The following is a 21,255-nucleotide window of genomic DNA, read 5'->3' as shown; positions in this document are numbered from 1 at the left end:
AGGGCCGACGAAACGTCCCCCGGAGCGAATTCCGCGATTCGCTCCGGTCCGGCAGTCGCAGCAGGCGGTCCGCAAGACCGCCGACAAGCGGAGCGAAAGAAGGCGGCAAGGGGAGCCGTGCACCATGTCCATCACCGAACCGCGGACACCTTCGAGGAGTGAGGATTCAGCGTGTCACAGAGCCTGATCGAGAAAGTGAACGCGTTTCTGCGGATTCTGGAGAACTACGACTTCCCCGGCGCCCGAACCATGTGCACCGACAAGGCCGTGGTGTGGCAGAACGACAGCACGGTGGAACAGCCGATCGACGAGCGACTGGAGCAGGTCGCGGAATTCGCCGCCGGCGTGACATCGCTGCGGTACGACGTCGAGCGCCAATTCGAGAACGAGAACGAGGTCCTCCAGCAGCACGTGCTGCACCTGGCTCTGCCCGACGGGTCCCACCAGGAGGTGCACGCCCTGGTGTATTTCCGGTTCGAGGGCGGCCTCATCGACCGTATCCAGGAATACCACTACCCCATGCCGACGGCCTGACCACGCACACCGGAAGGGTCGGACACATGAAGATCGGCATCATCGGAGCGGGCCACATCGGCGGCAATCTGACCCGGCGGCTCACCGCGCTGGGACACCACGTGTCGGTGGCCAACTCGCGCGGGCCGCACACCCTTACGACGCTCGCCGAGGAGACCGGCGCCACCCCGGCCACCGTGTCCGAGGTGGCACGGGGCGCACGGATCGTCGTGGTGGCCGTACCCCTGAAGGCGGTGCCCGCCCTGCCCGCCGGGCTCCTCCACGGCGCGGCGCCGGGCGTCGCGGTCGTCGACACCGGCAACTACTACCCGGGCCGCGACGGCAGGATCGCCGACGTCGAGGACGGGCTGCCCGAGAGCCGTTGGACGGAGCGGCAACTCGGTCATGTCGTGACCAAGGCGTTCAACGGGACGTACGCCCAGGACCTCCTGGACCGGGGCCGCCCTCAGGGAAGTCCCGGCCGTCAGGCGGTGCCGGTCGCCGGTGACGCCGTGGCGGCCAAGCGGACCGTGCGCGACCTCATCGACGCACTCGGCTTCGACAGCGTGGACGCGGGCGGGCTGGACGACTCCTGGCGCCAGCAGCCGGGGACGCCCGTCTACGGACTCCGGGGTGACGCCGACAGCGTCGCGCGGGCACTTGCGCAGGCATCCCCGGAACGCACCGCCGAGTGGCAGGCCTGATCTCCAACACGCCTGGCTTCCCACGCGCCTGACCTCCAAGGAGAGGAGAGACCATGGCCGGCCTGAACCAACCGTTCACCGTGGGCGACCTCACGCTCCCCAACCGGATCGTGATGGCCCCGATGACCAGAACGGCCTCCCCCGGCGGTGTGCCGGGACCGGACGTCGCGGAGTACTACGCCCGCCGCGCGGCCCACCAGGTCGGACTGATCATCACCGAGGGCACCTACGTCGACCGCCCGGCCGCGGGGGCGTACGACAACGTGCCCTGTTTCCACGGCGGTTCGGCCCTCGCCGGCTGGGCCCACGTGGTGCGCCGGGTGCACGGGGCCGGCGGCAGGATCATTCCACAGCTGTGGCACACCGGGGCCGCCCGCACGGCGACCGACCCGCCCGCCGACGTCCCGTCCGGGATCGGACTGGACGGCGGACCGCTGGGCAGGGCGATGACCCAGCGGGACATCGATGATGCGGTGGCCGCCTTCGCGAAGGCCGCCGCGACCGCCGAGCGGCTCGGCTTCGACGGCGTCGAGGTGCACGGCGCGCACGGCTATCTGATCGACAACTTCCTGTGGGATGTCACCAATCGGCGTACCGACCGCTACGGCGGCGACCCGGCCTCCCGCGCCCGCTTCGCGGCCGAGGTGGTGCGGGCGGTCCGGGCCGCGGTGAGCCCGGGGTTCCCGGTCTTCTTCCGGCTGTCCCAGTGGAAGCTGGGCCGCTACGGGGCCCGCACCGCCCAAAGCCCGGACGAGCTCGCACAGTTGCTGACGCCGCTGGCCGACGCCGGAGTCGACGTGTTCCACGGCTCCACGCGCCGTTACTGGCAGCCCGAGTTCGAGGGCAGCCCCCTCAACCTGGCCGGCTGGGCCCGCAGGCTCACCGGCCGGCCCGCCGTGACGGTCGGCTCGGTCGGCCTGCAACAGCAGTACGGAGAGGGCGACTTCAGCTCCGGCTTCACCGGGCCCTCCGCGGTGACCGGCATCGACGAGCTGGTGGCCCGCCTGGAGCGCGACGAGTTCGACCTCGTCGCCGTGGGCCGACCGCTGCTGGCCAACCCGGACTGGGCGGCCCTGGCCCTGCGCGGCGAGCTGGCAAGGGCCGTCCCCTACGACCCGTCCGTCCTCCAGACCCTGTCCTGACGATGACCGACCGACCTGACCGTGAACACGCGCCGAGGAAACAGGAATTGACCATGGAGCACGACGAAGCGGAGCTCCCGGCGGACCGATCCGCGCCGGCGGCACCGGGCCTTGCCGCCACCCGGCCGGACTCCTGCCCCTTCGACCAGGACGAGACCTACCCCCGACCGCGCGCCTACGCTCCCCTCTCGCCGGTGCGCTGCCCGGCCGGGATGGACGCGTGGCTGGTCAGCCGGTACGAGGACGTCCGGGAGGTGCTCACCGATCCACGGCTGAGCTCCCGCGGCGCCGGCAACGCGCCTGCGCTCCCCTGCTACGACCCGCGGGACCCGGTGCCGGGCTGGATGTTCTCGTTGGACGGCGCGGGGCACGCACGGCTGCGGCGGCTGCTCGTCGGTGAGTTCACCGGACGGCGGAGGGATGCGCTGCGGCCCCGCGTCCAGGACATCACCGACGAACACATGGACGCGATGCTCACCCGGTCGAGCGCCGACCTGGTACGGGATCTCGCGCCACCGATCCCGTCGTTGGTGACCTGCGAGGTACTGGGCGTACCCCGCGACCACCTCAAGGCGGTCCAGCGGGACAGCGAGGCGCTGAGCAGCTTCGAGACGGACGCGGCCACCGGTGACGGGGCACTGGCGCGGATGCAGGGCTGTTCTCTGCGAGGTGGTCGGGCAGCGGCTCGCCGAATCACGCGACGACCTGCTGAGCCGGCTGATCGCACACGGCGCCGGGACCGACCGGCCGCTGACCGTGGAACTGGTCGACGTCGGCGTGATGCTGCTGGTCACCGGCCATGAGACGACCGCCCACATGATCGCGCTGGGCATGCCGGTGCTCCTGGAGCACCCCGACCAGCCGGCCGCGTTGCGGGCCGCACCGGACACCGCCGGCACCGCGGTGGAGGAGCTGCTGCGCCATCTGTCGGTGATCCAGTTCGGGGCAGCCCGGTACGCCACCGAGGACGTCACCGTGGGCGGCACCGCGGTGAAGGCGGGGGAACGGCTGGTCGCCGCGATCCCGTCGGGCAACGTTCGGCTTCGGCCCGCACCAGTGCGTCGGCGCGCAACTGGGCCGCGTCGAGTTGCAGGTCACGCTCTCCACTGGTGACGACCGGGCCCGGACCGCACCAGATCACGGCTCACACGAGGATCACAAGAATGGAAGGGAAACGCGAATGGCGACACTGGAACCGCCTGCCCGCGCAAGCCGTCTGCCCTCACTGACCGGGATGCGGTTCGTTGCGGCCTTCGCCGTGATGATCTCCCACCTGGACAGTCAGATCGTGGGGAAATTCCATCCCGACCCGCCGTTTCGGGTGATCACGACGCTCGGACCGGTCGGAGTGACGTTCTTCTTCGTGCTCAGCGGTTTCATTCTCACCTGGGTGGCCGATCCGAACGACACCCCGAAGCTGTTCTGGCGCCGACGCCTGGTGAAGCTCTACCCGAACCAGTTGGTGACCTTCGCGGCCTCCAGGGTTCTCATGGTGGCCGCCAGTGTGCCGATCGTGGCGATCAACACCATTCCGGGACTGCTGCTGATCGAGCCCTGGATTCCGTATCTCGATTACCACGGCGGGTTCAACGGAACCAACTCGGTGAGCTGGAGCCTCGGCTGCGAGCTGTTCTTCTACCTCTGCTTCCCCTGGCTGATCCGCTGTATCGCGCGCATCCGCCCGGAACGGCTGTGGTGGTGGGTGGCGGCCTTCGTCGCGGCCGGCACCGCTGTCCCGTTCATCGCCCAACTGCTGCCGTCGCACCCGGTCACGGGGTGGGACCCGCAGTCCTCGGAGTGGCAGAGCTGGTTCGCGTATCTCTTCCCGCCGGTCCGGATGCTCGAATTCGTGCTCGGCATCCTCATGGCACGCGTCGTGATCACCGGGAAATGGATCCGCTTCGGCCTGCTGCCGGCGTCCCTCCTGACGATCGCCAGTGTGGAGATCCAGTCCCTGCTGCCCAATGTGTTCCATCTGCGCTCCGGGCTGACCGCGATCGCCATCGCCCTGTTGATCGCGGCAGCCGCCACCGCCGACACACGCGCCCTGCGCACACCTTTCAACAGCCGGATCATGGTCTGGCTGGGCGAGATATCTTTCGCGCTCTACATGGTGCACTACCTCGTCATCTATTACGGACCGGCCGATCTCATCCACGCCACGGGCGTGGTGACCGGTTCCGTACCAACGAGGCTGCTGAACATTTTCCTCAGCATCGTGATCAGCATCGCCCTCGCGGCGGCCCTCTACCACCTGGTCGAACGTCCCATGGTCCGGCGCTTCAGCCGCCCGAAAAGCGCCCGGAATTCCGTCGCGCCCAAAACACTCGTCCCGTAGATCCCCAGGAAACGGAGTCCGAGAATGACCGAGAACCGTCTCACCGCACAGATTCCCCAGGAGCTGGAAGGAAAGCGGGCCGTCGTCACGGGTGGCAGTCGCGGTATCGGCGCCGCCATCGCCCAGCGCCTGCTCGACGCCGGCGCCACGGTGGTCACCGCGGCCCGCAACCCGCACGCGGACACCCCCTCCGCGGCCAAGTTCGTGAGCGCCGACCTCAGCACTCCCGACGGGGTGCGGGAGTTCGCGGCCACCGCGCTGGAGACGCTCGGCGGGGTGGACATCGTCGTCAACAACGCGGGCGGGGTCCGCGCCTTCCCCAGCGCGCTGGACCTGGAGGAGGACTGGCAGTACTCGGTGGACGTCAACTTCCTGTCCGCCGTACGACTCAACGCCGCGCTGGTGCCGTCGATGCGGGCGAGTGGCGGCGGGGTCATCGTGCACCTCTCGTCCTTCGCCACTATCTCCCCGCACCCGCTGCTGCTGCACTACGCCGCCGCCAAGTCCGCGCTCGACATCTACAACAAGGGGCTCGCGGTCCAGTTGGCGCCCGAGGGTATCCGGGTCGTCGCCGTCTCCCCGGGGCGGATCGCGACGCCGGGCGCGGACGAGGCGCTTCTGAAAATGAGCGAACAGCTCGGCGTCGCCGTGGAGATGGACTCCGACTCGGACGAATGGGTCGGCGACATCCCGCTCGGGCGGATCGGCCGGTCGCAGGACATCGCCGAGGCCGTCGGCTTCCTGGTCTCCCCGCGCGCCTCGTTCGTCTCCGGCACCACGCTCGCCATCGACGGCGGACAGGCCGCGGCCCTGTGACCCACGGCCGACGACCACCCAAGGCGCGGGCGAAGGCTGGCCTGCCGACACGGAAGGGAATGACACGATGACCGAGGCACGAGACGGAATACGGCCACATGTCTGCGCTGCGGCCGAGCGGCTCGACGTGGACCCTGAACTGGTCGAGCTCTGCCGCGAGCAGCAAGTGCCGTTGGTGAAGCTGCCGTTCGGCGGTGACGGCGAGGCATGGCTGGCGGCGCGGCACGCGGACGTCAGGACGGTGCTGGGCGATCCCCGGTTCAGCCGGGCCGCGGCCACGGGCGAGGACGTGCCCCGCGCCATCGCGTTCGCGCTGCCCCCCACGACGATGCTGAGCATGGACCCGCCGCAGCACAGCCGGTTGCGGCGGCCGGCGACGAAGGCGTTCAACACCCGGCGTGTCCAGGCGCTGCGCCCGCGTGCCCGGGAGATCGTGAACGGTCTGCTCGACACCGTGATCGACGCGGGCCCGCCCGCCGACCTGACCAAGGCGCTGACCTGGCAGGTGCCGATCACGATGATGAGCGAACTGCTCGGGGTGCCGGTCGCCGACCGCGAGCGGTTCACCGGCTGGGTGAACAGCCTGCTGATCCTCACCGATCCGGACCAGGCCATGTGGGCCCGCGGGCAACTCGACGACTATCTCACCGAGTTGATCGCGCTCCGCCGCTCCTCCCCCACCGACGACCTGCTCAGCGAGCTGGTCGCGCTGAGCGACACGGAGAACGAGCTCGACGACAAGGAGCTGGTGAGCGTCGCGGACAGTCTGCTGTCGGCCGGCTACGAGGCCACCGCCAGCCAGCTCGGCAACTTCGTCTACACCCTGCTGACCCATCCCGACCGGTGGCGGGAACTCGTCGCCGATCCGGGTCTCGTCCCCGACGCGGTCGAGGAGCTGTCCCGGGCCATCCCGAGCAGCACGTCCGCCGCGGGCTTCACCCGGGTCGCCCTTGAGGACGTGGAGCTGAGCGGGCGAACCGTCCGCGCCGGCGAGGCCGTCGCCATCGACTACACGATGGCCAACCGGGATCCCGACGTGTTCGACCGCCCTGACGACATCGACTTCCACCGGCCGAACAACCCGCACCTCACCTTCGGTTACGGCACGCACTTCTGCATCGGCGCGCAGCTGGCCCGGATGGTGCTGCGCACCGTGCTCGAAGCCCTGGTCGACCGGATGCCGGGCCTGCGGCTCGCGGTCCCGGCCGACCAGGTGCCCTGGCGGCCCGACCGCCTGATCCGCGGCGTGGAAGCACTGCCGGTCACCTGGTGACCAGGGCCTGTCGTCACGTTCCCCGCACGCTCCCGGGCACGGGAGACGCCCGCACTCGCCGCCACCCGACCGGCCTCAGCTCGGCGACGGGACCGCGACGGAACCCCGACGGAACTGCGCCTGGAGCGCCCGGACCACGACAACAGGCCCTGAGCCGGTCCGACCCCGGCACCTCAACCGCCCCCGGAACCGCCCCGCCCCGACGGAAGAGAGGGATCGACACGATGACGACGACCGAGGACGGGACACGGTCCTACCCGTTCGGCCCGATCACCCGGCTCGATCTGGACCCGACCCTGGTGGAGATCTGCGGCGAACAGCCCGTGCTGCGGGTACGGCTGCCCTTCGGCGGCGAAGGCTGGCTGGTCACCCGGTACGCGGATGTCAGGACGGTGCTGGCCGACCCCCGGTTCAGCCGGGCCGCCGCCGTGGGCGATCATGTGCCGCGCACGGTCGCGGTCGGGCTGCCCGGCACCTCGATGCTGAGCATGGACCCGCCGGAGCACACCCGTCTGCGGCGCCGGGTGACGAACGCCTTCACCATCCGCCGTCTGAAGGCGCTGCGTCCGCGCATCGAGGAGATCGTGCACGAACTGCTCGACGCCATGGTGGCGACGGGCGCGCCGGCCGATCTGACGACCGCCCTGACCTGGCCGCTGCCGATCACGGTGATCTGCGAGATGCTCGGTGTCCCCCTCGCCGACCGCGAACGGTTCGGCGAGTGGGTGGACGGTCTGCTGATGCTGGCCGACCCCGAGCAGGCGGCGCGGGCCCGCACACGGCTCGACGAGTACCTCGCCGCTCTGATCGCGCTGCGCCGCGTCACCCCCACCGACGACCTCCTCGGCGAACTGGTCGCCGAGAACGGGGAGTCAGGGGAGTCCGACCCGCTGGGTGAAGAGGAACTCGTCGGTCTCGGCGTCAGCCTGCTCTCCGCCGGGCAGGAGGCGACCGCCAACCAGATCGGCAACTTCGTCTACACCCTGCTGACCCGGCCCGCCCTCTGGCGGCAGCTCGTCGCCGACCCCGCGCTCGTCCCCGACGCGGTGGAGGAGCTCCTCCGGTTCATCCCGAACAGCGCGACCGCCGGATTCACCCGCATCGCCGTCGAGGACGTGGAGCTGAGCGGGCAGCTCATCCGCGCCGGGGACGCGGTGGTGGCCGAACTGGGCATGGCCAACCACGACCCCGAGGTGTACGAGCGGCACGACGAGATCGACTTCGGCCGTCAGCGCATCCCGCACGTCACCTTCGGACACGGCCTGCACCACTGCCTCGGTGCCCAACTGGCCCGGCTGGAGCTGCGCGTCGTACTCGAAATCCTGCTCGACCGGCTGCCCGGACTTCAACTCGCCGTGCCCGCCGATCAGTTGTCCTGGCGGACCGAACGCCTGGTGCGCGGAGTGGCGGCACTGCCGGTCAGTTGGTGAACCCCGACCACACCCCGCTCACCGACATGACCGAAACCCGACGGGAGAGCTGATCATGGCCGAACAACGGGACGCGACCACCACCACGTCCGCATCCGACCAGCGCGGGGGACTCGCCGAGGCGCTGGCGTCCGTCGATCCGGGCCGGGCGCTCGCCGAGGTCATGGCGGCCGTCATGGAGAGCCACGGGGGCCGGCCCGCCCTCGGTGAACGGGCCAGGGACCCGGCGACGGGACGGCTGCTCCCCCGGTTCGACACCGTCAGCTACCGCGAACTGTGGGCCCGGGTCCGCGCGGTCGCCGGACGCTGGTACCACGACTCCCGCTACCCGCTCGGCGCGGGAGACCGGCTGTGCACCCTGGGTTTCCCGAGCATCGACCACGCAACCCTCGACCTGGCGTGCATCCACCTGGGCGTCGTACCCGTGCCCCTCCAGCGCAACGCGCCCCCGGCCCAGCTGCGGGCAATCGTCGCGGAGACCGAGCCACGTGTCCTCGCCGTGAGTGGCGAGCACCTGGAGAAGGCCGTCGATCTGGTCGTGGGGGCCACGTCCGTCCGGCGGCTGACCGTGTTCGACCACCGCCCCGAGGACCCCGGGCAGCGTTCCGCCCTCGCCCACGCCCGACGGCAGCTGGCCGACGCCGGCAGCCGGGCGGTCGTGGACACACTGAGCGAGGTGAGGGAGCGCGGCGCGGAACTGCCGCCCGCGCCCCTGTTCACCGCCGAGCCGGGCGACGATCCGCTGTCCCTGCTCATCTACACCTCCGGCAGCACCGGGGCGCCCAAGGGGGCGATGTACACCCAGCGGCTGGTCGGCACCGCGTGGTATGGGTTCAGCTACGGGTCGACGGACGTGCCCCCGGTCAGCGTCCTCTATCTGCCGCACAGCCATCTCGCCGGCCGGTACGCGCTGATGGGCTCGCTCGTCCGGGGCGGGGTCGGCCACTTCACCGCCGAGAGCGACCTGTCCACCCTGTTCGAGGACATCGCGCTGGTCCGCCCCACCGAACTGACCATGGTTCCGCGCGTCTGCGACATGCTCTTCCAACGCTACCGCGGCGAACTGGCCCGACGGTCCGGCGAAGGCTCACCGGGCGAAGTCGAGGCGGCCGATATCGAGGCGGCCGTCAGGAAGGACCTGCGGGAGAACGTCCTGGGCGGGCGGGTCGCCAAGGCGTTCGTCGGCACCGCCCCGCTCTCCGCCGAGCTCACGGCCTTCGTCGAGTCCTGCCTCGGCATCCACCTGTACACCGGTGTCGGCTCCACCGAGGCGGGCGGGATCACGCTGGACACGGTGGTGCAACGTCCGCCCGTGCTCGACTACAAGCTGCTGGATGTCCCCGAACTCGGCTACCACACCACCGACTTGCCGTACCCACGCGGCGAACTGCTGCTCAAGTCGCAGACCCTCGTCCCCGGTTACTACAAGCGCCCGGAGCTGACCGCCGAGCTCTTCGACGAGGACGGCTACTACCGGACCGGTGACGTCTTCGCCGAGCTCGGCCCGGACCGGCTCGTCCATGTCGACCGTACGAAGGACACCCTGAAGCTCTCCCAGGGCGAGTTCGTGGCCGTCTCCCGACTGGAGACCGTCTTCGCCGGCAGTCCCCTCGTCCGGCAGATCTACGTGTACGGCAACAGCGAACGCGCGTACCTGCTCGCGGTGGTGGTGCCCGTCCCGGACGCGCGGGCCCGGTACGGCGGGGACGGCGCCGCGCTCAAGTCGGCGATCGGCGAGTCGCTCCAGCGGACCGCCGCCGAGGCGGGCCTCAACTCCTTCGAGATTCCCCGTGACTTCCTGATCGAGACCGAACCCTTCAGCCCCGAGAACGGCCTGTACACCGAGAGCCACAAGATGCTGCGCCCCCGGCTGAAGGAGCGCTATGGCGCGTCACTTGAGCGGCGGTACGACGAACTCGCCGAGGGGCAGGACCGGCGGTTGCGCGAGCTGCGGCGGGCCGGGCCGCACCGGCCGGTGGTGGAGACGGTCCAGCGGGCCGCGCAGGCGCTGCTGGGCTCCCCGGACACCGAACCGCCGGACGCCGGGGCACACTTCACGGACCTGGGCGGGGACTCCCTGTCCGCGCTGTCCTTCTCCCGGCTGCTGCGGGAGATCTTCGACGTCGAGGTCCCGGTCGGGGTGATCATCGGCCCGGCCGTCGACCTGGCGGGACTGGCGCGGTACGTCGACAGGGAACGCCGTCCCGGGGCACGGCGGCCGACGTTCGCCTCGGTGCACGGCGAGCACAGCACCGAGGTCCATGCCGGTGACCTCACCCTGGAGAAGTTCCTCGACGCGCAGACGCTCGCCGCCGCCCGCGTACTGCCCCGTCCCGACGGCGTCGTACGGACCGTCCTGCTGACCGGGGCCACCGGCTATCTGGGCCGGTTCCTGTGCCTGGAATGGCTGGAGCGGCTGGCGTCCTCGGGCGGCAGGCTGATCTGCCTCGTCCGGGGCGCCGACCCGGCCACGGCGGCACGACGGCTTGAGGCGGCGTTCGACAGCGGCGACGCCGAACTGCCGCGCCGCTACCGGGAAGCGGCCGCCACCACCCTCGAAGTGCTCCCGGGAGACCTCGGCGAACCACGGCTGGGCTTGGACGATGACACCTGGCACCGGCTCTCCGACACCGTGGACCTCGTCGTCCACGCGGGCGCCCTGGTCAACCATGTACTTCCCTATGACCAGTTGTTCGGCCCGAACGTCGTCGGTACGGCCGAACTGATCCGGTTGGCGCTCAGCACCCGGCTCAAGCCCGTCAGCTACGTCTCCTCCGTCGCCGTGTGTCTCGGCGCCCCGGCGCTCGACGAGGACACCGACATCCGTGCCGCCGTCCCGAAGCGGCGCGTCGGCGAGGGCTACGCCGACGGGTACGCGACCGGCAAGTGGGCGGGCGAGGTCCTGCTGCGGGAGGCCCACGAGCGGTACGGCCTGCCGGTCGGGGTCTTCCGGTCCGACATCCTCCTCGCGCACACCAGGTACACCGGGCAGGTCAACGTGCCCGACCTGTTCACCCGGCTCCTGTTCAGCCTGGCCGCCACCGGCCTCGCGCCGGGCTCGTTCCACCGGGACGGCACCGGGGCGCACCACGCCGGTGTGCCGGTCGACTTCGGCGCCGAGGCCATCACCGCCCTGGGCGCGCGGGTCACCGAGGGCCACCGGACCTTCCATGTCGTGAGCCCGTACGACGACGGTGTCCCGCTGGACACGGTCGTCGACTGGCTCACCGAGGCCGGCCGGCCGATCCGGCGGATCGACGACCACGAGGCCTGGCTCACCCGGTTCACGGCCGCGCTGCGCGCCCTGCCGCCGCGGCGGCGCCGGCACTCGCTGCTGCCGCTGCTGCACGCCTTCGAGCGGCCCGAGGAGAGCGGCCTCGGACCGGCGCTCCCCGCCGACCGGTTCCGAACCGCCGTACAGGACACCGGAATCGGCAACGGCAAGGGCGTCCCACGCCTGACCGCCGACCTCGTGCGCAAGTACGTCACCGACCTGATCGGGCTCGGCCTGCTGGACGGGTCCGGGTCCCGGGAGGAGCGCCGATGAACCGGACGCATCAGCTGAGCGGTCCACGCGATCGCCTCGCGTCCCCGCCGCCGGACCAGTCGTGGATCCCGCGGTTACGGCCCCGCGATCCCGCGGCGCTCCTCGCCGCGGTGAGCGAGGAGAGCGCGCTCCGCACGGCCCGGCGGCTGATCGGCGACGGGGCCGTGGGCTGGGCGGTGGAGGTGGCCGGCCTGATGGCCGCGGCGGCTCCCGCCCCGGCCCGGCCCTCCGTCCTGTCCCGGATCCCCGACGAGCTGCGGGCACGCGGCGCGGAGGCGCTGGCGCTGTACGTCCTCACCTGTCTGGCGGGGTACACCGCCGACGACATTCCGGAGATCGTCGGCGCGTCCGTCCGCGAGTCCGCCCGCCGCAGCCTCCCCGTCAGTGGAACGTTCGACTCCCTGAAAGGCCAACTGGACTGCTTGGTACGGGGGTTGTTCCGATCGTGCCAGGACGTGCTCGGACCGTCGGAGGCGGCGGACGTCACCCGTACGCTCTCCGAGGCGCTGGTGGCCAGGGTGCAGCACATCCTTCTGACGCTGGCCGAGCAGGCCGAGAACGAGCGGCGGGGCTGGTTCGGCAGCACCGCGGCACACCATCAGGAACTGGTCCTCGACATCCTCGACGGCGCGGACGTGGACGCGCCCCAGGCGTTCTTGCGGCTCGGCTACGACATCAGCCGCAGCCATCTCGCGCTCGTCGTCTGGCGTGACGACTGGGGCACCCGTGGCACCGCGGACCTGGCCGCCGCCGCCACGGAACTGCTGCGCAGCGCCGGTTGCTCCGCGCTGCTGACGGTCCCCGTCGGAGTGTCGTCGCTGTGGGCGTGGGGCTCGCGCACCCGTGGCCACCCCCTGTCGCTCCGTCAGCTGCACCACGGCGAAGGACCGCACCGGCCGGCCGCGCCGTCCCCCACGGTGCACATCGCGGCGGGCCTGCCGGGTGAGGGGATCGAGGGCTTCCGGACCAGCCACCGGCAGGCCGGGGAGACGGCCGAGCTCATCCGCGCGGCCGGCCGTGGCGCCGGTGGCCGGAAACCGCCGTACGACTACGCGGACCTGGAGTTGGCCGTTCTGCTCCGCTCCCGACCCGACCTCAGCACCGGGTTCGTGCGCCGTGAACTGGGTCCGCTGGCCGCCGACGACCTGTCCGAACTGCGGGTCACCGTCAAGTGCTATCTGGACCTGGAGCGCAGTATGTCCGCCGTCGCCGACCGGCTGCACATCGCCAAGAGCAGCGTCGCCTACCGGATCAGGAAGGCCGAGCGCCTGCTGGGCCGCCCGGTCCAGGAGGACCGCCTGCGGCTGCACAGCGCGCTCCTGCTCTTCGACGTACTCGGCCGGACCGCCCTGGACGGCGCCGACAGCCGTTGAGGTCGACCGACCCGTCGTCACCGATCCCCCCACCACCCACCAGGAGTCTCCATGTCGTTTGCAGTCCTCTTCCCCGGACAAGGGGCGCAGTTCCGGGGCATGGGCGCGGATGTCCTCGGCCGCTACCCCGCGCTCACGGAGTTCGCCTGCGATCTCCTGGGGTACGACCTCGCCGCGGTCTGCCGGGACGACCCCGACGGCATGCTGGCGCGCACGGAATGCACCCAGCCGGCGCTGTTCGTCGTCAACGCCCTGCACCTGTTCGAGAGGCAACGGCGGGAGGAGCGTCGCGCCGACTACTACCTCGGCCACAGTCTCGGCGAGTACAACGCCCTGCTGGCCGCCGGGGTCTTCGACTTCCAGACCGGTCTACGGCTGGTCAAGAGGCGCGGCGAGCTCATGGCAGCGGCCTCCGACGGAGGAATGACGGCCGTGCTGAACGTGCCGGAGCGACAACTCCTGGAGATCCTCCGGGAGGACGGGATCGAGTCCGTCGATCTGGCGGCCTTCAACACCGACGCCCAGCTCGTCATCGCGGGGCCGCACCCGGACCTTCGGACCGCGCACGAGGCGCTCGCGCGGCGCGGTGTCCGCTTCGTCCCGCTGCGGGTCGGCGGGCCGTTCCACTCGCGGTACATGGACCCGGCGCGCGTCGTGTTCGAAAAGTATCTGAAGGAGTTCACCTTCCACGACCCGCATACGCCGGTGATCGCCAACGCGACCGGACTTCCGCATCTGCCGGGCGAGTTCGTCAGGGCTCTCGGTGATCAGCTCGTCCGGCCGGTGCGCTGGACGGACAGCGTCCGCCATCTCCTCGGCCAGGACCCCTCTCTGGAGTGCGAGGAGGTGGGCGGTCGCTCACTGCTCGACATGGTGCGGAAGATCGCCGCGTCCCACGGCGGTCACAAGCCGTGACGCACCAGCCCGCCCGCCTCGTCGAGGCCGCCGGCCGTCGCGGCCGACGGCCCGGACCGGTCCCGGGAACCGCGGAGCCCGGCGGTGATCCGCTGCCGCTCCTCGCTCGTGAGGGACTCGACCAGTGCCCTGCGGACCGGCTCCGAGTCGAAGTGCACCCGGCCCGGGTGGCGTGGGTCCTCGCGCAGCAGCCCCGCCCGCAGCAGTTGGTCCAGTACGGCGTCGACCGGCTCGTCGGCGGCGACGCGGCGCAGCAGACCGAGCTCCGCCCGGCCGCCGACCACGGCGCACAGATGGACCACCCGCCGCTCCCGCTCCGGCATCCGGGTAAGCAGAAGACGCAGGTTCTCCAGTGCTTCGGCGCCGATCCGGGCACAGCACGCGCACCCGGTCCGGCCTTCCCGGTCGCACGGAGCGCCGCACCACATCAGCGCGCGGTGCGCGAAGTAGGGGTTCCCCCGGCTCTCCCGGTACACGCGCTCGACGTGCGCCTCCTCCGTGCCCGGGCCGAGCCGTGCCCTCACCAGGGCGTCAATGGAGTGCCGGGGCAGCTCGGCCAGCCTCAGCACACCCGCCCGAGGGCCCCTGAGGATGTCGCCCAGCACCCGGCGCAGTCCGCCGTCGACGGTGATCTTCCAGTCCCAGACGGTGAGGACCAGGCCGATCCGCCAGCCGCAACGCTGTCCGGCGAGCATGTCGAGCAGGTCCAGGGAATCCGGGTCGGCCCGGTGCAGGTCGTCCACGCAGAGAACGAGCGGTCGGCGCGCGGCCAGGGTGCGCAGGACCTCGCACACGGCGTCCTGTGTCAGGAACCGCGTCCGGGTGCGGTCGGCCCCGGCGGTCCGCCAGCCCTTGCCTGCCAGCAGCGGGGCGAGCAGCGAATCGTAGGGGGCCATCGCGTCGTGGAAGGCGGCGGCGCGGGTGACCGACAGCCGTCTGAGCACCTGGGTCCACAGCCAGTGCGGCGGAACGCCCTGGCCGTGCGGCGCCTGAACGCTGACCACCTCCACGTCCTGGTGATCCCTCGCCATGCGCGCGGTGAATTCCGTGAGCAGATGCGTCCTGCCGATGCCCAGGGGGCCGACCACACAGCTCACGTGTTCACTGCCGGTGAGGGTGCCGACCGCCTCGGCTTCGAGGCGGTCGAGTTCCGGTCCACGGCCGACGAAGGCGGACTCGGGGCCGGGCTCGCGCTCGGTCCCGGACTCGGTCCCAGGCGCGTCCGATGCCATCGCCCGCGGCAGGGGGCCGGGGCGGCGGTCCGGCACCCGCGGCGGTTCGGCCCCGCGCAGCTCCACCTCGTGGCGGAGGATCGCCAGCCGCACCCGCTGGAGTTCGGTGCCGGTCTCCACACCGAGTTCCTCGGCCAGGTACACGCGCGTCCGGTCGTACACCGCGAGCGCCTCGGCCTGCCGCCCCAGCGTGAACAGCGCGGCCATCAGATGGGCCACCATGCGCTCGCGCTCGGGATGGCCGCGCACCTCGCTGTCCAGCTCGAACACCACCTGCTCCGCGTCGCCGAGGCGCAGCCGCGCGTCCGCCCGGTGCTCCAGCGCGGTGAGCCGGAGCTGCTCCAGCCGGGCGAGCTCCTGGGCGAGCGACGGGATGCTGTCGAACTCCGTGTAGGGAGCGCCCTGCCACAGCGTCAGCGCGTCCGTGAGGGTCGCGCACGCGGCAGTCGGGTCCGCGCCCCTCAGCGACAGATGTCCGGCGTGGACCAGTTGCTCGAAGTGGTGGACGTCGACCTGCGACGGCGGGAGCAGGAGCACATACCCGGGCGCCTGATGGCGCAGGACCGACGTCTCGCCCCGGCGGGTCGGCGGGTCCAACACCGCGCGCAGATGGGAGACATGGCTCTGGAGGGTGGCCAGGGGCTTCTTCGGAGGCCTGCCCGTCCACACCTCCTCGATGAGCAGTTCGGTGGGCACGACCTGGCCGCACCGGGCGACGAGCAGGGCGAGCAGGAGCCGGCGCAGCGGTGGACCGACGGGCAGCTCACGGTCGTCGGCTTCGACTGCCATCCGCCCCAGAACCCGCAGCATCGGGATACCCGGTTCGAGAGGCTGGGACACGACCATTGCGGCACTCTCCTCATGGTTTCGGAAGGCTAGCGGAGACGAAGAAATGCCGTTTCTCCTGACCCTGGAAACCTCCTCGGGTTCTGAGATCGCCGTAATTTTTCGAAATCTACAGAACACGCTTTCCCGGGGGTCCGTCAACCCGCGTTCCACCCCACGAGACGAGGTCACGGGCCTGCCAAGAGGCGGTAACGCCCTTCGCAATGGGAGGCCCCTTTTCACCCTCAATTCGCCCAGTAGAAGCCCTTGCCATGAGATCGACGGAAACAAGAAAGGGGCACCGGAATGCGGATCGCTGTCGCCGGTTCTATCGCCACCGACCATCTGACGAGCTTCCCGGGCCGTTTCACCGATCACCTGCTCGCCGACCGGCTGGACACGGTCTCGCTCTCCTTCCTCGTCGACGAACTGGAGGTGCGACGGGGCGGAGTCGCCGCGAACATCTCCTTCGGGCTCGCCGTGCTCGGCTTCACCCCGGTGCTGGTGGGCGCCGCCGGAACGGACTTCGCGGACCACGACGCCTGGTTGCGTGAGCACGGCGTCGACACCCGGTCGGTGCGGGTGAGCCGGACCCGCCACACGGCCCGGTTCATGTGCACGACCGACGCCGACCAGAACCAGATCGCCGTCTTCTACGCCGGGGCCATGGCCGAGGCCGCGGACATCGCCCTCCCGGCGGTCACGACACGCACGGGCGGGCTGGACCTGGTCGTGGTGGCGCCCGACGATCCGGCGGCCATGCTCCGGCACACCGCCGAGAGCCGCGAGCTGGGTATCCCCCGAGTCGCGGACCCCTCGCAGCAGTTGGCCCGGGTCGACGTCGGCGAGGCCCGTCGGCTCGTCGACGGCGCCCAACTGCTGTTCACCAACGAGTACGAGGCCGCCCTGCTCCAGGACCGCACCGGCTGGACCGAGCGGCAGGTCCTGGACCGGGTCGGTTCCTGGATCACCACGCGGGGCCCCGCCGGACTGACCGTCAGGACCGCCGGCATCCCTGCCGTCGCGGTCCCCGCCGTGCCCACCGACCACGTGATCGATCCGACCGGCGCCGGTGACGCGGTACGGGCCGGGTATCTGGCCGGCCTGGGCCGCGGCCTGACCCCGGAGCGCTCGGCACAACTCGGCTGCGCCCTCGCGTCGACGGTCCTGGAGACGGTCGGCACCCAGGAGTACAAGCTGGTACCGGCCGAGTTCACCTCCCGGGTCGCGGACGCCTACGGGGCGGCGACCGCCGAGGAGATCAGGACGCGGGTCATCGGCGGACCCTGAGGAACCGGAGCCGGAGCCTGATCCGGAGCCGGACCGGCCCGCTCACGCGGCGACGGTTCGCTCACTCGGCGAGACGCCGAACCGCTGGGTCAGGTCCGCCTCGGTGAGCCGGGCGCCCGGCGCGAAGCTCCCCGACAGCAGCAGCGAACGCAGGCCGTCGCAGGCCCGGCCGTGCCGCGTCGACGGGCCCTTGCCGGAGGCGGCCGGGTCGTCGTGCCGGGTCGGGTTCACGTGATCACCTGTGGTTCTGGGAGGTTCTGCCGCGCATCGAGAAGTACGGCCGGCGACTGGGATGCCGTCGGTGTCGTCGCCGCGCGGACGAGGTGGGTGACCGTGCGATTCCTACGCCCGGGTGCGGAAGGCGATGCAGTCGGGACAGGGCACGGCCACCGAGGCAGCCGTGTCCGTGAGCCGCCCGGACACCCGGTCGACCGCGAAGAGGTGCATGCTCGCGCTGGCCTCGTTCGCGACGAACAGCCACCGTCCACCGGGGTGCAGGGCGAGGCTCCACGGGGTGACTCCGCCGCAGGGGATGCACCGGCTCTCGGTGGGCAGAGCGGTCGTGGGGTCCACGGAGAAGACAACCAGGGCGTCCTCACCCCGGTTGGAGGTGTACACATGACGGCCGTCGCGGCTGACAGCCAGTTCGGCGGCGCTCGTGGTCCCGGTGTGGCCAGGGGCGTTGGTCGACGAGCCGTCAGCACACCCGACCTGGCGTCCCAGCCCAACGGCCAAGTGGGCGCTGGAGCACTGGCAACGTCCCCCACTCCCGCTTCAGGAAGCCCCCATATGCTCCGCGGTATGGCCGTCAGCGCCTACCAGTCCTCGTCCTACGCCACGAGCGGCCTCTCCTTCGTCTTCATCAAGGCGACGAAGGGGCGGTCCTACACCACCCGAAACTCGCGACCCAGACCAAACACGGCCGTGACGCCGGGCTGGTCGTCGGCTTCTACCACTTCCTCTGGCCGGGCAGGCTCGACCAGGCGCGAGCCGTTCTCACACCCGCACTCGGGCACTGCACGCTCACCCTCGTCCACTCCACGGCCGACGCGTACGCTCCGCTGGCCCCGCTGCCCGGAGAGTCCGCGTGGGCCCCAGACTTGGTGAACTGCTGCCGGTCGTACCACTGGATGAGCGGTCCGGACGTCCTTGTGATGGCAGACCGGGTCGCCGCCCCCGACGCCACGATGGCGATCATGGGGGACGGAAGCCTGTGGACGCACCAAGGGGAGTGGCCCCAGGCGTTGCGCGAGCTGATCCAGCACTGTCTGGGGCCCGATCGCCGGGCAGGAACCCACAGCAACTACGCCGACCCCCGCCGCCCGTACGAGGAGGACCTCGGCGCCTCCGCATGGAGCAACGTCACTCACCACCACTTCCCCCGGACCCGCACCTGAACGCCCGAGGACGTTCTCGGCTATCTGCGGGCGCCGACCTCTTCGGGGAGCGGCACTCCGCCTTCGAAGCCGACGCCCGGGCGCTGCTGGACGCTCATGCAGGTGCAGGACTGCTGGTGGAGGACGCGGTGTTCACCGTGCTGCCGGCCCGGCGCCCCGGTGGTGCGTAATGAGCGCAACGGATCTCGCGCCGGAGCCCGCGCAGGGCAAGGAGCGGATGTCGACCCAGATCGCCGCCGTGATCCGCGACCGGATCGAGGACGGCACGTACCCGCCGGGCTCGGTGCTTCCCCCACGTCCCTCCGTATCCGTCTACGACATCGCCGCCGACCGGCGAGCCGCGCTGGCCGCCTCCGCCGGCGCCCGGGACGCCGCCTCCCCGGCCGAGGCCGCCCGGGACGCCGAGGTCGTCGTACTCGCCGTACGCGACCAGACGCAGGTCGAGGGCGCGCTGTTCGGTACGGACGGCGCCGCCGAAGCCCTGCTCCCCGGCGCGGTCGTGATCCTCACCAGCACCGTCGGCCCCGAGGCAGCCCACGCCACCGCCACGCGGCTCGCCGAGCAGGGTGAGTATGGCAACGAGTGGGCGACCCGGCTCGCGCCTCATTCGAGAGTTCGCCGCTGTCGGCGACCGAGACCACACCGCTCTGCGCTTTGACGGCGTCCGCCGTGGGCCACGGCCTCGACGGGCGCGACGGCACTGGCGATCGCCGGGCCCAGTACATGCTCGTTCGCGCAGACGAGGATGGTGACCGCGCTGGCCATGCCAGCGTGCCGGGACCTCACGGCGCCCACCTCGACGGCGGTCAAGACGAAGACCTTCAATGACGCCCGCGCTCCGGCAAGAGAATCGGTCCTGTCATCCAGGCCAGACTCGTGACGTCGCGCATCACCACGCATAGTTCGTCCCTGAGCAAAGCCACCGTCGCCCACATACGCATGGTTCCTGGCTGTGGCCGGGGCGTGAACCGAGCAGGCTCCCGACCACCAGCAGGAGCCGGCCCTCGTCGGTCAGCACGGACTGCACGGCAACTGCGTCGATTCCGGGAGGGTGGAGCAACACCATGACAGGGGCCGTCCTCACGCGGGCGAGCGCGTCCCCTGGCCGGGGTCGGGCGCCGCGGCGGCCGCTTCGCCGGTCTTCTCCGGCAGGTCGAGGCTGGTGCGCAGGTTGACCGGTTCTAGGAGGAGGGCGGCGACGACGGCGAGGACGGCCGCAGCGGCCGCGAGGAGGAAGATGTGCGCCGTGGCGTCGCCGTACGCGACGGCGATGATCTCCCGCACCGCGGGGGGCTCCGGGTTCCGGGCCGCTCCGGACAGTCCGGCGGAGGCGAGTCCGCTCGCCGTGCCGTCCGCGACCCTGCGGGCCAGGACGGCGCCGAGGACGGCGACGCCGATCGTGCCGCCGAGGGAGCGGAAGAACGACACCGTGGAGCTGGCGGCCCCGATGTCCTTGAGCGGCACGGTGTTCTGCACGGCCAGGACGAAGTTCTGCAGGGTCATGCCGACACCCATCCCGACACACAGCATCGACACGCCCAGGAAGATCAGGGGCGTCGTGTGGTCGATGACGCCGAGACCCGCGCAGCCCACGGTGAGGAGCAGGGCGCCGGTGACGAGGTACGGCTTGACCTTCCCGCTCCGGCTGAGCATCCGGCCGCCGACGACGGAGGCGACCAGGATGCCGGCCATCATCGGGATCGTCAGCAGACCGGCCTCGGTGGGGGTGCGGCCGCGGCTGAGCTGGAAGTACTGGCTGAGGAAGACCGAGGCGCCGAACATGGCCGTACCGACGGACAGGCTGCCGAGGATGGCCAGGGTGGTGGTGCGCCGGCGCACGATGGCGAGCGGGACGATCGGTTCGGCGGCGCGCTTCTCCACCCGTACGGCGACGGCGAGCAGGGCGAGACCGCCGGAGAGCATGGCGGCGGTCTGCCAGGAGGCCCAGGCGAAGGAGTTGTCGACGAACGACACCCACACGAGCAGCACGCTGACACCGGCGGCGATCAGGGTGGCCCCGAGATAGTCGATCTTCACGTTCTCGCGGCGCAGGACGGGCAGGTTCAGCGTCCGCTGGAGCAGGACGAACGCGACGGCGGCGAGCGGCAGGGCGATGAAGAAGCACCACCGCCAGCCCAGCCACGAGGTGTCGACGATCAGCCCGCCGAGCAGCGGTCCGCCGATGGTCGACGTCGAGGTGGTGCCGCTCAGGTAGGCGCTGTAACGGCCGCGCTCGCGAGGCGGGATGATCGCGGCGATGGCGATCTGCACGAGCGCCTGACACCCTCCCACACCGATGCCCTGGAGGGCCCGCGCGGCGATCAGCTGACCGCCGCTCTGGCTGATCCCGCACGCCACGGTGCCGAGCACGAAGATGACGATGGCGGCCTGGAGCAGCGTCTTCTTGCTGAAGAGGTCGGCGAGTTTGCCCCAGATCGGAGTCGTGGCCGTCGTGGTGAG

The 21,255-nt window shown here is 71.1% G+C and carries 19 protein-coding genes and 1 pseudogene; 16 read left to right on the top strand and 4 right to left on the bottom strand.

Going from position 1 to position 21,255, the window contains the following annotated elements; all coding sequences use genetic code 11:
• The first annotated feature begins 171 nt into the window (after positions 1-171).
• The 12 genes from ABZ896_RS17380 to ABZ896_RS17325 all read left to right on the top strand — a co-directional run bounded on the left by ABZ896_RS17380 (position 172) and on the right by ABZ896_RS17325 (position 14,051).
• A complete protein-coding gene (locus ABZ896_RS17380) occupies positions 172-534 on the top strand; it encodes a nuclear transport factor 2 family protein (protein ID WP_360928897.1) in 363 nt (120 codons plus the stop codon).
• Positions 531-1,217 carry an NAD(P)-binding domain-containing protein gene (locus ABZ896_RS17375; RefSeq protein ID WP_360929004.1) on the top strand — a complete coding sequence of 229 codons (687 nt, stop codon included), beginning with the start codon at positions 531-533 and terminating at the stop codon, positions 1,215-1,217. The genes ABZ896_RS17380 and ABZ896_RS17375 overlap by 4 nt, the downstream gene beginning before the upstream one ends.
• 53 nt (positions 1,218-1,270) lie before the next feature.
• A complete protein-coding gene (locus ABZ896_RS17370; RefSeq protein ID WP_360928894.1) occupies positions 1,271-2,359 on the top strand; it encodes an NADH:flavin oxidoreductase in 1,089 nt (362 codons plus the stop codon).
• A 53-nt stretch (positions 2,360-2,412) separates the two neighbouring features.
• Positions 2,413-3,162 carry a hypothetical protein gene (locus ABZ896_RS17365; protein WP_360928892.1) on the top strand — a complete coding sequence of 250 codons (750 nt, stop codon included), beginning with the start codon at positions 2,413-2,415 and terminating at the stop codon, positions 3,160-3,162.
• Positions 3,116-3,472, top strand: a complete 357-nt coding sequence (locus ABZ896_RS17360) for a hypothetical protein (RefSeq protein ID WP_360928889.1) — start codon at positions 3,116-3,118, stop codon at positions 3,470-3,472. Before ABZ896_RS17365 ends, ABZ896_RS17360 begins: the two co-directional genes overlap by 47 nt.
• A gap of 67 nt (positions 3,473-3,539) precedes the next feature.
• On the top strand, positions 3,540-4,697 hold the full coding sequence (locus ABZ896_RS17355) for an acyltransferase (RefSeq protein ID WP_360928886.1): 1,158 nt from the start codon (positions 3,540-3,542) through the stop codon (positions 4,695-4,697).
• Between the two features lie 24 nt (positions 4,698-4,721).
• A complete protein-coding gene (locus ABZ896_RS17350) occupies positions 4,722-5,513 on the top strand; it encodes an oxidoreductase (RefSeq protein WP_360928883.1) in 792 nt (263 codons plus the stop codon).
• Between the two features lie 67 nt (positions 5,514-5,580).
• Positions 5,581-6,786, top strand: a complete 1,206-nt coding sequence (locus tag ABZ896_RS17345) for a cytochrome P450 (RefSeq protein ID WP_360928880.1) — start codon at positions 5,581-5,583, stop codon at positions 6,784-6,786.
• Positions 6,787-7,010: 224 nt separating this feature from the next.
• A complete protein-coding gene (locus tag ABZ896_RS17340) occupies positions 7,011-8,216 on the top strand; it encodes a cytochrome P450 (protein WP_360928877.1) in 1,206 nt (401 codons plus the stop codon).
• A gap of 55 nt (positions 8,217-8,271) precedes the next feature.
• On the top strand, positions 8,272-11,763 hold the full coding sequence (gene car, locus ABZ896_RS17335; protein WP_360928874.1) for a carboxylic acid reductase: 3,492 nt from the start codon (positions 8,272-8,274) through the stop codon (positions 11,761-11,763).
• On the top strand, positions 11,760-13,136 hold the full coding sequence (locus ABZ896_RS17330) for a helix-turn-helix domain-containing protein (RefSeq protein WP_360928871.1): 1,377 nt from the start codon (positions 11,760-11,762) through the stop codon (positions 13,134-13,136). The genes car and ABZ896_RS17330 overlap by 4 nt, the downstream gene beginning before the upstream one ends.
• Positions 13,137-13,187: 51 nt before the next feature.
• On the top strand, positions 13,188-14,051 hold the full coding sequence (locus ABZ896_RS17325; RefSeq protein WP_360928868.1) for an acyltransferase domain-containing protein: 864 nt from the start codon (positions 13,188-13,190) through the stop codon (positions 14,049-14,051).
• Here ABZ896_RS17325 and ABZ896_RS17320 read toward each other — a convergent pair.
• Positions 14,039-16,129, bottom strand: a complete 2,091-nt coding sequence (locus ABZ896_RS17320) for a BTAD domain-containing putative transcriptional regulator (RefSeq protein WP_360928865.1) — start codon at positions 16,127-16,129, stop codon at positions 14,039-14,041. The two genes, ABZ896_RS17325 and ABZ896_RS17320, sit on opposite strands and share 13 nt — an antisense overlap.
• Positions 16,130-16,414: 285 nt before the next feature.
• Between ABZ896_RS17320 and ABZ896_RS17315 the strand changes: the two genes are divergently transcribed.
• Positions 16,415-17,398, top strand: a complete 984-nt coding sequence (locus ABZ896_RS17315; RefSeq protein ID WP_360928862.1) for a carbohydrate kinase family protein — start codon at positions 16,415-16,417, stop codon at positions 17,396-17,398.
• 42 nt (positions 17,399-17,440) lie between these two features.
• Here ABZ896_RS17315 and ABZ896_RS17310 read toward each other — a convergent pair whose 3' ends face one another.
• Positions 17,441-17,629, bottom strand: a complete 189-nt coding sequence (locus tag ABZ896_RS17310) for a hypothetical protein (protein ID WP_360928859.1) — start codon at positions 17,627-17,629, stop codon at positions 17,441-17,443.
• A gap of 111 nt (positions 17,630-17,740) precedes the next feature.
• A complete protein-coding gene (locus ABZ896_RS17305) occupies positions 17,741-18,133 on the bottom strand; it encodes a beta-propeller fold lactonase family protein (protein ID WP_360928856.1) in 393 nt (130 codons plus the stop codon).
• A 54-nt stretch (positions 18,134-18,187) separates the two neighbouring features.
• On the opposite strand from ABZ896_RS17305, the pseudogene ABZ896_RS17300 reads away from it, so the two are divergent.
• From ABZ896_RS17300 to ABZ896_RS17290, 3 genes and pseudogenes are all read left to right on the top strand, one after another.
• Positions 18,188-18,375, top strand: a pseudogene (locus ABZ896_RS17300) (GH25 family lysozyme); the annotation flags it as partial.
• Between the two features lie 177 nt (positions 18,376-18,552).
• Entirely contained in the window at positions 18,553-18,795 is a 243-nt protein-coding gene (locus tag ABZ896_RS17295) for a hypothetical protein (RefSeq protein WP_360929007.1), read from the top strand.
• A gap of 169 nt (positions 18,796-18,964) precedes the next feature.
• A complete protein-coding gene (locus ABZ896_RS17290; RefSeq protein WP_360928853.1) occupies positions 18,965-19,453 on the top strand; it encodes an NAD(P)-binding domain-containing protein in 489 nt (162 codons plus the stop codon).
• Positions 19,454-19,875: 422 nt separating this feature from the next.
• On the opposite strand, the gene ABZ896_RS17285 is transcribed toward ABZ896_RS17290, so the two are convergent.
• The coding region (locus tag ABZ896_RS17285) for an MFS transporter (RefSeq protein ID WP_360928850.1) at positions 19,876-21,255 on the bottom strand (1,380 nt) is incomplete at its 5' end.

The sequence above is a fragment of the Streptomyces sp. NPDC047072 genome, from assembly GCF_040643855.1.
In the GTDB taxonomy this organism is placed as follows: Bacteria; Actinomycetota; Actinomycetes; order Streptomycetales; family Streptomycetaceae; genus Streptomyces.
This window is presented reverse-complemented; position numbering and strand designations above follow the sequence as displayed.

Excerpts from the sequence above, each read along its gene's own strand:
- car (WP_360928874.1), top strand. The coding sequence starts at position 8,272 with ATGGCCGAACAACGGGACGCGACCACCACCACGTCCGCATCCGACCAG.
- ABZ896_RS17290 (WP_360928853.1), top strand. The coding sequence starts at position 18,965 with ATGAGCGCAACGGATCTCGCGCCGGAGCCCGCGCAGGGCAAGGAGCGG.
- ABZ896_RS17320 (WP_360928865.1), bottom strand. The coding sequence starts at position 16,129 with ATGGTCGTGTCCCAGCCTCTCGAACCGGGTATCCCGATGCTGCGGGTT.
- ABZ896_RS17295 (WP_360929007.1), top strand. The coding sequence starts at position 18,553 with ATGGCAGACCGGGTCGCCGCCCCCGACGCCACGATGGCGATCATGGGG.
- ABZ896_RS17350 (WP_360928883.1), top strand. The coding sequence starts at position 4,722 with ATGACCGAGAACCGTCTCACCGCACAGATTCCCCAGGAGCTGGAAGGA.
- ABZ896_RS17365 (WP_360928892.1), top strand. The coding sequence starts at position 2,413 with ATGGAGCACGACGAAGCGGAGCTCCCGGCGGACCGATCCGCGCCGGCG.
- ABZ896_RS17315 (WP_360928862.1), top strand. The coding sequence starts at position 16,415 with ATGCGGATCGCTGTCGCCGGTTCTATCGCCACCGACCATCTGACGAGC.
- ABZ896_RS17355 (WP_360928886.1), top strand. The coding sequence starts at position 3,540 with ATGGCGACACTGGAACCGCCTGCCCGCGCAAGCCGTCTGCCCTCACTG.
- ABZ896_RS17330 (WP_360928871.1), top strand. The coding sequence starts at position 11,760 with ATGAACCGGACGCATCAGCTGAGCGGTCCACGCGATCGCCTCGCGTCC.
- ABZ896_RS17370 (WP_360928894.1), top strand. The coding sequence starts at position 1,271 with ATGGCCGGCCTGAACCAACCGTTCACCGTGGGCGACCTCACGCTCCCC.
- ABZ896_RS17345 (WP_360928880.1), top strand. The coding sequence starts at position 5,581 with ATGACCGAGGCACGAGACGGAATACGGCCACATGTCTGCGCTGCGGCC.
- ABZ896_RS17340 (WP_360928877.1), top strand. The coding sequence starts at position 7,011 with ATGACGACGACCGAGGACGGGACACGGTCCTACCCGTTCGGCCCGATC.
- ABZ896_RS17325 (WP_360928868.1), top strand. The coding sequence starts at position 13,188 with ATGTCGTTTGCAGTCCTCTTCCCCGGACAAGGGGCGCAGTTCCGGGGC.